The sequence below is a fragment of the Emticicia fontis genome (assembly GCF_054779675.1).
Genome location: NZ_BAAGXU010000001.1, coordinates 271,316 through 278,997 on the forward strand (window position 1 = coordinate 271,316; position 7,682 = coordinate 278,997).

Sequence of the window (7,682 nt, forward strand, 5' to 3'; positions counted from 1 at the left end):
CGGATAATAAAAAAGCAGCATTATCGGTTGAAATGCTGCTTTTAGAGTTTAAATTGTATTTTATAAGCTTATTCTACCCAAGCCTTCACCTCATCAAGTGTAGGCATTTTTTCTTCAATTTTCAGTTTCTTTCTTACACCACCTAAATCGTTGAAAATTTTGTTTGGGTTTGCTCCTTTCAGTTGCTCAACCATCACAAAACCCATTTTCTGCAATGCCGGTATCCAGACTGTTGGTACACCAATGGCTTCATAATCAGCATCAGTTGATAGTTCCTGTTTTTTCTCAGGGCGCATTTGTGGGAAGAACAATACCTCCTGAATGCTGGCATTGTCTGTCAACATCATTGTCAAGCGGTCAATACCGATACCGATACCTGCGGTTGGTGGCATTCCATATTCCAGTGAACGGATAAAGTCTTCGTCCATTGCCATGGCTTCTTCATCACCACGTTCAGCCAGTTTCAATTGTTCTTCAAAACGCTCCCGTTGGTCGATAGGGTCGTTCAATTCAGAATAAGCATTGGCTACCTCTTTACCATTGACAAATAACTCAAAACGCTCTACTAAATCGGCTTTACTGCGGTGTTTTTTGGTTAATGGCGACATCTCCACCGGATAATCGATAATGAAAGTCGGTTGAATCAGGTTGTCCTCTACTTTCTCACCAAAAATCTCATCAATCAATTTAGCCTTACCCATCGTATCATCTACTTCCATTCCCCATTGGCGGCAATGTTGGCGTGTTTCTTCTTCGGTCAATGCACCTATATTTACTCCTGTGTATTTTTCGATAGCTTCAAGGATACTCAGACGGGCAAAAGGCCCTGCAAAATCCAGTTCGTGTTCGCCTGATTTGAATTTGGTTGTGCCGTGAACTGCCAAAGCTACTTTTTCAAATATTTCTTCGGTGATGTTCATCATCCATTCATAGTCTTTGTAAGCTACATAGAATTCTAAAGAGGTAAATTCAGGATTATGGGTTCTGTCCATACCCTCATTACGGAACATTTTACCGAATTCATAAACCCCATCAAAACCACCGACAATCAATCTTTTCAGATATAATTCATTGGCAATACGCATATACAAAGGCATATCCAAGGTATTATGGTGTGTTTTGAATGGGCGAGCCGCCGCGCCGCCATGAATAGGCTGTAAAATAGGCGTTTCTACCTCTAACCAGCCTCTTTCGTCGAACATCTGACGCATGGTAGAGATAATCTTCGCTCTTTTGATAAATATCTCTTTAACACGCGGATTCACGATTAAGTCCACATAGCGTTGGCGATAGCGTTGCTCAGGGTCTGTGAAAGCATCGTATACTTTACCCTCTACTTCTCTTACTACGGGAAGTGGACGTAATGATTTGTTCAGAATTTTAAATTCTGTTACGTGTATTGATATTTCGTTGGTTTGGGTAGTGAACACATAACCTTTTACTCCGATAATATCGCCAATATCTAATAGCTTCTTGAAAACCGTATTATATAAGGTCTTGTCTTCACCAGGACATAAATCATCACGACGAAAATAAAGCTGGATTCTACCGGTTGAATCTTGAAGCTCAGCAAATGAGGCACTTCCCATAATACGGAAATTCATCAAACGGCCAGCAATTGAAACATTCTTATAGTCTAACTTATTGTTCTCGTAATTCTTATGAATATCGGCGCTATTTACATTCACCTCAAATAATTCGGCAGGATAGGGATCGATGCCCATCGCCATTAAATCTTGTCTTTTCTGACGGCGTAAAATTTCTTGTTCGCTAAGAACCATCGTTTTATCTGTTAATTTTCAATTAAGTCGCAATTTATGAAAAAATGTCGATTATTATTTATTACCACTCATCTAGAAAAAGCTGCTTCCATCATTTTTTCTTTTGGCAATCTCGCCAATACTAATATCTTTGTGATATTAAAATAATATCAAAATCATACCTCCTATGAAAGAAAAAGAATTATCCTCGCAATCTGGTTATATCCTATTAGTAGCCGGACTTTTATTGCTGATTATACCTCCACTAACCATCCTTAAGATTGCCACACTTTTAGCAGTTATTCTGATGTTAGCCGGTTTTATCCTGATTATTGGGCTGACAGTTATTAATCCCAACGAAGCAGCCGTTACCACTTTCTTTGGTGATTATATGGGTACAATGAAACAAAATGGTTTACGTTGGGTGAATCCTTTGTATAAACGCAAGAAAATCAGTCTTCGCGCCAGAAACCTGAACGGACAAAAACTGAAAGTAAACGATAAAATGGGGAATCCTATTGAAATTGCCGCAGTAGTAGTATGGCGGGTAAGTGATACAGCTAAAGCTCTTTTTGAGGTAGATGATTATCAAAAGTTTGTAGATATTCAGTCAGAGGCAGCTGTACGACATCTGGCAAGCTCGTATGCTTATGATACTATCGAAGATGAAAATGCCAGCATTACATTAAGAGACGGTTCGGGTAAAATTAATGAAATGTTAGAAAAAGAACTGAATGAGCGTATTACACAAGCAGGTGTAGAGGTAATGGAAGCGCGTATCAGTCACTTATCTTATGCGCCGGAAATTGCAGGAGCTATGCTACAACGCCAACAGGCTACTGCCGTAGTAGCTGCCCGTAAACAAATTGTAGAGGGTGCTGTGGGTATGGTAGAAATGGCCCTGGCTCGTTTATCAGAAAAAGAAATTGTTCATCTGGACGAAGAGCGAAAAGCTGCCATGGTAAGTAATTTATTGGTAGTTTTGTGTGGAGAAAAATCTGTGAGTCCAGTGGTAAATGCCGGAACCCTATATAACTAATGGCTAGTGAAAAGAAAGCATTTGTATTAAGAATCAGCCCTGAGGTGTTGAAAGAACTAGAAAAGTGGTCAGCTGAGGAGTTCAGAAGCCTGAACGGGCAGATAGAATACATACTAAGCGATGCTCTGAAAAAAAGAAAAAAGAGCAAGAAAAGTGAGGAGTAATTGACAGGAGGGGTATTCACGCCTCCTGTTTAAACATATCTATACGCCACCCCTAATGGTACGACGGACCTCCCCAAGGGGGATTCTTTTAACTACGATTATTCTGCTTACACTATATCTCCCTTATCGGCAAACCTCCTTTTTCCGTTCTCCTTTCTCCATATTCCTTAAACATTTCCTCAAAATTCCCTTGTTTTATTTCTGATAAAGGCACGTATAACTAGCTAATTTTCGCTATTTTTGCGGCTCATTATAAGTTTTTATTTTTATGCAAATCAAGGAAATTCTTACACAGACACCTGCAGAACAAGAGGTAACAGTAAAAGGCTGGGTACGTACCAAACGAGGACAAGCAGCCGTAACATTCATTGCGATTAATGATGGATCGACCATTAATAATATTCAAGCGGTAGTAGAAGGTGATAATAATCAGATCAATGAAGATACTTTACGTTTAATTACCACTGGTTCGTGTGTAGCTGTAACGGGTAAATTGATTGCTTCGCAAGGGTCAGGGCAAGCAGTTGAGGTGAAGGCTGAGAAAATAGAAGTATATGGCTCAGCTGATGAGACTTTCCCGATGCAACCTAAACGCCACTCGATGGAATTTTTACGTGAAAAAGCACACTTGCGTTTCCGTACAAATACATTCGGTGCTATTTTCCGTATCCGTCATAACTTAGCGTTTGCTATCAATAAATATTTCAACGATAAAGGATTCTTTTATCTGCATACACCTATCATCACGGCATCTGATGCTGAGGGCGCAGGTGAAATGTTTCATGTAACGACTTTTGACATCAAAAATCCTCCGAGAACAGAAGACGGACAAATTGATTATAAAGAAGATTTCTTCGGTCGTGAAACAAGCCTGACCGTATCAGGACAATTAGAGGGAGAATTAGGCGCTTTGGCTTTATCGAAAATTTATACCTTCGGGCCAACTTTCCGTGCTGAAAACTCTAATACGACACGCCACTTAGCCGAGTTCTGGATGATTGAGCCGGAAGTAGCTTTCTATGAGTTGGAAGACAACATGGCTTTGGCAGAAGATTTCGTACAATATGTAATCAAATATGCTTTAGAAAACTGTGCGGATGATTTGGCTTTCTTAGAGAAACGTTTGTTAGACGAAGAGAAAAACAAACCTCAGAACGAGCGCAGCGAAATGGCTCTGTTGGAGAAATTGCGTTTTGTGGTTGATAACCAATTTGAAAGATTGACTTATACGGAAGCGATTGAGATTCTATTAAAATCAAAACCGCATAAAGAAAAGAAATTCCAGTATCCTGTTGAATGGGGTATCGACTTACAGTCAGAACATGAGCGTTATTTAGTGGAAAAACACTTCAAAAAACCTGTAATTCTTACTAACTACCCTCGTGAAATTAAAGCGTTCTATATGAAACAGGATGCCGATGGTAAGACTGTGAGAGCGATGGACGTGTTATTCCCAGGGATTGGTGAAATCATTGGTGGTTCACAACGTGAGGATGATTACGAAAAATTATTAACCCGTGTGAAAGAAGTGGGTATCGACCCAGAAAACATCTGGTGGTATCTTGAAACCCGTAAATTCGGTTCTGCACCACACTCAGGTTTTGGTTTAGGTTTTGAGCGTCTGGTATTGTTTGTGACAGGTATGACCAATATCCGTGACGTAATTCCTTTCCCAAGAACACCTAAGAGTGCTGAATTTTAATTAAAAGAAACAGATGATACTTACGCTCGCTATATTTCTTGCTATTGCTTTTGCCAACGTAGTGGTCGGGGTTTATCTCGAGCGTAAGGTTTCTGCTTTTATACAAGACCGTCTAGGGCCTATGGAAGTAGGTCATTGGGGACTTTTGCAGTTGATTGCCGACTTATTGAAATTAATTCAGAAAGAAGATATTACCCCTGCCAGTGCAGATCGCAATCTTTTTAAGTTTGCGCCTATCATGCTCTTTATGGTAGTTTTTGCAGGCTTTGCTGTTTTTCCATTATCTCCAGGTTTATCTGGTTCCGGTACCCAAACGGGTGTTTTTCTTCTATTGGCTGTTGTTTCCTTAGATATTTTAGCCATTCTGATGGCTGGCTGGGCTTCTAATAATAAATATTCTTTACTCGGAGCTATGCGCTCAGTAGCACAGATTATTTCTTATGAAATACCGCTTGGGCTATCCATCCTCTGTGTGATTCTGATTACACAAACCTTAGATTTACAGGAAATCAGTTTTCAACAGGGAATCTTCTGGGATGAGAAAAATTATCTTTTTGGTATTAAGGCATTAGGTGTAGAAGTAGGTGAGGTTGGCGGTTTTCTGACATGGAATATTTTCAGAAATCCGTTTCTATTGATTGTCTTTGTTATTTATTTTATTGCCTCACTTGCTGAAAGTAACCGTGCACCATTTGACTTGCCAGAGGCTGAATCTGAATTAATTGCAGGTTTTCATACCGAATATTCCGGTTTCAGATGGGCCGTAATGATGCTTTCTGAATATGCTATGATGCTTCTGGTGTCTATCTTGGGTGTGATTTTATTTCTGGGTGGCTGGAATACTCCTTTTCCAAATATAGGACCTGTAGAATTGGCAGATTGGACAAGTGGGACAGTTGGCGAATGGTCGGGCAATTTGTGGGGTGCTTTCTGGTTATTGTCAAAATCTTATGTCCTCATTTTCATACAGATGTGGCTTCGTTGGACACTCCCACGTTTACGTGTTGACCAATTGATGCACCTATCCTGGAAAATTCTTACGCCTTTCTGTTTAATTCTTTTATTAATTTCAGGGGTTTGGCGGTTGTTGATGGTTTAGAATAATTTTATTGAATCTACTGTCTTTCTCTTGCCATTTCATCAGAGAGGTTCATCATTAAATATGCCCAAAGGCTTGATTTAATAGGCATTGGTGTGTTTATGGCTGATAAATTATATTCACCATAGCGCTTACCATCTATGTCTTTCAGTACAAAATAGGATGGTCTTCCACTACTATTAGTAGCTTCTGGTATTTTAGTAATATAGTTTGTATGATAGGTGCTTACATCAAATATGGGTTCTGCCTCTGAAAGCAATTTTCGATAATGGTCTTGCTGTTGTTTTTGTTTTTCAGTTATTAGCTCAGCTTTTATTGGTCTTACACTTTCTATCTCTCCCGAATTATTTAGCCTAACATAATATTCATTATAATCAGGTTTGCTCTTAATAATCAAATAGAACTCTTTATTTTCCAAAGCGTATAGAATCTTGGGAGCTTGTATAGTATCAAAATGACTCAAAACCATATCTGCTCTTTGCCTGCTAATAAGTGCCAAAGCATCTGATACTTTCTCCCAATTATTTTGAGCTTCGCATATAATGGAAAAGCTTAGTAATAAGATTATATGGCCTACTGTTTTCATTTCTTATCATTTATTTTGTGTGCTTTCGTAAGACGTTTTTAAAGGCACTTTTCGATGGCCTTTATCATTATTTCTTATGAAATTTAGTTTAAAGACGACAATTATAGCTACATAGCCATAAAAAATAGCCGACCTTGCGAGTCGGCTATTCTTATAAAACACTACTTAATTATTTATAATTAATTACATCCCTGTATTTCTGCTTTAAATACTGCTCCGTTTTCTACCATAAATCCTGGCTTCAATACTATTGAATTAGCTGCAAAATACGTTACATTTGGTTTAGGTGTGATTGACAAGCTACCTATTTCTTTATCTGATTCTATCGTCTGAGCCGCCTTTTCAATTACTGTTCCAGTCAGAACATCGTTAGATATTAATATATTGTTCTGCGCTATTGTTACAGTAGTATTTGCTGAACTTCCTAAAGAACAGACGGCAGTGTAAGTTGTTGTAACAGCAGGACTTACTGTTATGCTAGTTCCTGCTCCAGTCTCTCCCCCACTCCAGCTTATACTTCCTCCATTACAACCTGAAATCGTCAAAGTTATGCTTTTACCGGGGCATATCACAGGATTTACAGGGTTGATAGACGTAAATCTGCAACTTCCAGAAGTAATCACTATACTGCCAGATGGGCTTGTACAACCATTATCTATACACACAGCCGTGTAAGTTCCTGTGGTGCTAATCGTATGGGTGCTTCCTGTTCCGGATGGATTCCACGATACTGCTCCAGAAGCACAAGAGGCTCTGAGCAATAAGGTCTGCCCATTGCATATTGTGGTGCTATCGGCAGTAATAACAGGTGCGGTTGGTATCGGTTTTACGGTAATAATAGTCGCCTCGCTTGAATCGCTGGTGCAGGATATTTGAGTACAGACTGCTTTATAATTCTTTGTTGTGACCGGAGATACAATTATCGACGAACCTGTTAAACCGCCTGTCCATTTTACAATGCCACCTGAGCAACCTGATACTGACAAAGTGGTATTTGTCCCTTTACAGATAGCTGTTGAAGTAGCACTTATAGTTGGTGCAGTGGGAGTTGGATTGACTGTTATTACAGATACGTCACTGGAATCGCTTGTACAATTCAATTGCGTACACGCTACTTTGTAAGATTTAGTAGCCGTCGGGCTTATTGTTATACTTGTGCCTGTTAAACCACCTGTCCATCGTAAAGTCCCACCAGTGCAAGCCGATGCTAGTAAAGTTGTAGATACTCCTGAACATATGGTTAAACTTGCTGGTGAAATAGTCGGTTTGGCGGGAACTGGATTGACTGTAATAGTTGAGACATCACTTGAATCACTCGTGCAATTCAATTGC

At 39.4% G+C, this 7,682-nt stretch carries 7 protein-coding genes; 4 read left to right on the plus strand and 3 right to left on the minus strand.

What is annotated here, in order from left to right; translation table 11 throughout:
* Nucleotides 1-68: 68 nt before the first annotated feature.
* Nucleotides 69-1,781, minus strand: coding sequence for a lysine--tRNA ligase (gene lysS, locus ACYVFA_RS01150; protein WP_460469946.1), 1,713 nt, complete (start codon nt 1,779-1,781; stop codon nt 69-71).
* Between the two features lie 166 nt (nt 1,782-1,947).
* Here lysS and ACYVFA_RS01155 point away from each other — a divergent pair, with 166 nt between their 5' ends.
* From ACYVFA_RS01155 to ACYVFA_RS01170, 4 genes are all read left to right on the plus strand, one after another.
* The gene (locus ACYVFA_RS01155) at nt 1,948-2,799 is read left to right on the plus strand and encodes an SPFH domain-containing protein (protein WP_460469947.1); all 852 of its coding nucleotides are present in this window, start codon (nt 1,948-1,950) and stop codon (nt 2,797-2,799) included.
* Entirely contained in the window at nt 2,799-2,963 is a 165-nt protein-coding gene (locus ACYVFA_RS01160) for a type II toxin-antitoxin system antitoxin (RefSeq protein ID WP_460469948.1), read from the plus strand. The genes ACYVFA_RS01155 and ACYVFA_RS01160 overlap by 1 nt, the downstream gene beginning before the upstream one ends.
* A 268-nt stretch (nt 2,964-3,231) precedes the next feature.
* A complete protein-coding gene (gene asnS / locus ACYVFA_RS01165; protein WP_460469949.1) occupies nt 3,232-4,665 on the plus strand; it encodes an asparagine--tRNA ligase in 1,434 nt (477 codons plus the stop codon).
* A 13-nt stretch (nt 4,666-4,678) separates the two neighbouring features.
* Nucleotides 4,679-5,764, plus strand: a complete 1,086-nt coding sequence (locus ACYVFA_RS01170) for a complex I subunit 1/NuoH family protein (RefSeq protein WP_460469950.1) — start codon at nt 4,679-4,681, stop codon at nt 5,762-5,764.
* A 16-nt stretch (nt 5,765-5,780) separates the two neighbouring features.
* On the opposite strand, the gene ACYVFA_RS01175 is transcribed toward ACYVFA_RS01170, so the two are convergent.
* Nucleotides 5,781-6,350 carry a hypothetical protein gene (locus ACYVFA_RS01175; protein WP_460469951.1) on the minus strand — a complete coding sequence of 190 codons (570 nt, stop codon included), beginning with the start codon at nt 6,348-6,350 and terminating at the stop codon, nt 5,781-5,783.
* Between the two features lie 179 nt (nt 6,351-6,529).
* Nucleotides 6,530-7,682, minus strand: a 1,153-nt coding sequence (locus ACYVFA_RS01180; RefSeq protein ID WP_460469952.1) for a 3-coathanger stack domain-containing protein, incomplete at its 5' end; no start/stop codon positions are given.